This is a genomic window from Dellaglioa sp. CoH-57-MRSF-19, assembly GCF_056781975.1.
Window position 1 is genome coordinate 1 of the sequence record NZ_JBXAXW010000062.1, and the last position, 653, is coordinate 653.

Below are 653 nucleotides of genomic sequence, written 5' to 3' on the forward strand. Positions count from 1 at the left end.
TGCCTACGCTGAAGGCGTGAACGAGACAGTGGACGCGGTTCTCGCGATCCTGCGTGGGGAGGTTGTCCGAGGAACGCAGCATAAATTCGAGTGCGGCGCGCTCAGGCGTTTTCTCGTGGATACGCAGCACATGGCCGGGGTCTTCCTGTGGACGAAAATCCATATGCCCCGGGCACCAATCTGCGGCGTGAGTGGAACGCTGGGTGGCATTCGGCCGACATCGAGTATATGGATCAGGAGGAATACGAATGACGACGCAGCGTGAAGCGTACCATGAGGGCCGTGCCGCCTACGAACGGGGCGACGTGGATGAAAGCCCGTACCCGGACAATGACGCTAACGGCCTCTCGTGGTACGATGGTTGGTATGATGCATTTCTTGAGGATTCGGACGAATGAGGCAGAAACCCCAAAGGTTTGACAGAATAGCGAGAAGTTACGTAGAAAGCCCAAAGGCTGTCGAAGACTTTCTCGATGAGTACGAAGCGCTGTGCCGAAAGCACGAGCTTTGTATCAGCCATGAGGATGCGGGGCACGGTGCGTTCATCGTCGAGCGCTGGCGTAAGATAACGGTGGAGCGGGTTGTGATCGGTGCGAAGCTGGGAATGCTGAAGGGCGCACAAAGACAGGGGAGAGTTGAGTGGAAAGAAAATT

At 56.5% G+C, this 653-nt stretch carries 3 protein-coding genes; all 3 read left to right on the plus strand.

Annotation, left to right across the window (positions count from 1 at the left end; translation table 11 throughout):
• Positions 1 to 90: 90 nt before the first annotated feature.
• Complete coding sequence (locus tag AC1RO3_RS08185) at positions 91 to 252, plus strand: ribosome modulation factor (protein WP_481763959.1); 162 nt, start codon at positions 91 to 93, stop codon at positions 250 to 252.
• Positions 249 to 398, plus strand: coding sequence for a hypothetical protein (locus tag AC1RO3_RS08190; protein ID WP_281106376.1), 150 nt, complete (start codon positions 249 to 251; stop codon positions 396 to 398). The genes AC1RO3_RS08185 and AC1RO3_RS08190 overlap by 4 nt, the downstream gene beginning before the upstream one ends.
• A partial coding sequence (locus AC1RO3_RS08195; RefSeq protein ID WP_481763960.1) for a hypothetical protein occupies positions 395 to 653 on the plus strand: 259 nt, incomplete at its 3' end. The genes AC1RO3_RS08190 and AC1RO3_RS08195, both read left to right, overlap by 4 nt.

Bases quoted from the DNA above. Each gene is read 5' to 3' on its own strand.
- AC1RO3_RS08190 (WP_281106376.1), top strand. From the start codon at position 249: ATGACGACGCAGCGTGAAGCGTACCATGAGGGCCGTGCCGCCTACGAA.